We start from the raw sequence: 1181 nt of genomic DNA, 5'->3' as shown, positions 1-1181 counted from the left end.
TCGATTAATTTCAGGTTGAACCCGGCAAGAGTAGGCAACTGGATGTCTCGTTCTGCTATCAGTTGCAAACCCATTCTATGAAACCATTGGAGCGAACGATACGCAAAACGGAAAATTCTCCACCACTTTGCTGCACCGCAGCAGGAGAACGGTTTGACACCATCTTGGTTAGCCAAGCGGCAAGGTATTTTGCATCTTTCAGGGATTAAAAGGATTTTTGAATTTCGTTGAACTTTTCACCTGCGTCCGGCAAGCCACCTGTTGACGCGGGTTCAACTCCCTCTTCGTCGGCAATGACGCCATCGGAACGTTCTCTGACATTCTCTGTCTTTCTCTGTGACTATTCGTCAAGCTGTGAGGGTACCACCCATCGTACTATACCTGTCTGGTGATGACTCCCTTTTGCCTCGTCCCTCCTCCGGTTTCAAGCACCGCACCACAACTGAACGCCGGTTGAACTGCGGCTTCAACTACGACTCCCAAACCGGTGATGGGACCATCGGGAACCAGTAACCATGACCACCCTCCTCTGACCAGCGGCAGATCTGTGGCGTCTCGACAAGAAGCACTACCCTTCGGAACCCTGCTACCGGGATTGCGCTCATGCCAACACTTTTTGAGGCCTGTTCCAAAATGTAAGATACCCGCATCTGCTTGGCCTGGAGGCCAATTTTCAAAACTGCGCGGGAGCATCTCAAGCGATGGCAAATTCGTTCGTCTTCCTCCTTTGGGCCATGATTGCCCACTTTTTCAACCCTCGGCACAATGCCGAGATCCGGTTGCTCAAGGCACAGATCCGCATCCTCCAGAAACGGCTGACCACCAACAGGATCAACCCATCTCCCGAGGAAAAATCAGAACTCCTCCGCATCGGTGCCGAGTGCGATCATGATATTGCCGAATTGCTGGAAATCGTCAAGCCCGCCACCTACCGCCGTTGGCTCAACCAGACCAACAAAGGCGAGAATTTCAAACCGCTTGGCCGGCCCCGACTCACCAAAGAGCTGCGCGATACAGCGATTCGCATGGCCAAGGAGAACATCCTCTGGGGATACCGGCGCATTGCCGGAGAACTCAAAAAGTTGGGCCTGTATGCCGGTTCAACCTCTGTCAAACGCATCCTCACCGATGCTGGGATTCACCCAACGCCAGAGAAAGAAAAGAAGAAGCCGCCGATCCCT

1 protein-coding gene is annotated in these 1181 nt (G+C 52.9%); it reads left to right on the top strand.

The genetic code is table 11. From position 1 onward, the window contains the following. Nucleotides 1-701: 701 nt before the first annotated feature. Nucleotides 702-1181, top strand: a 480-nt coding sequence (locus tag EJP87_RS16750) for a hypothetical protein (protein WP_227657743.1), incomplete at its 3' end; no start/stop codon positions are given.

Origin of the sequence: Candidatus Magnetaquicoccus inordinatus, assembly GCF_004217665.1 — a bacterium.
In the GTDB taxonomy this organism is placed as follows: domain Bacteria; phylum Pseudomonadota; class Magnetococcia; order Magnetococcales; family Magnetaquicoccaceae; genus Magnetaquicoccus; species Magnetaquicoccus inordinatus.
Note: the sequence above shows the minus strand (reverse complement) of the source record. Positions and strands in the feature narration are given on the sequence as shown.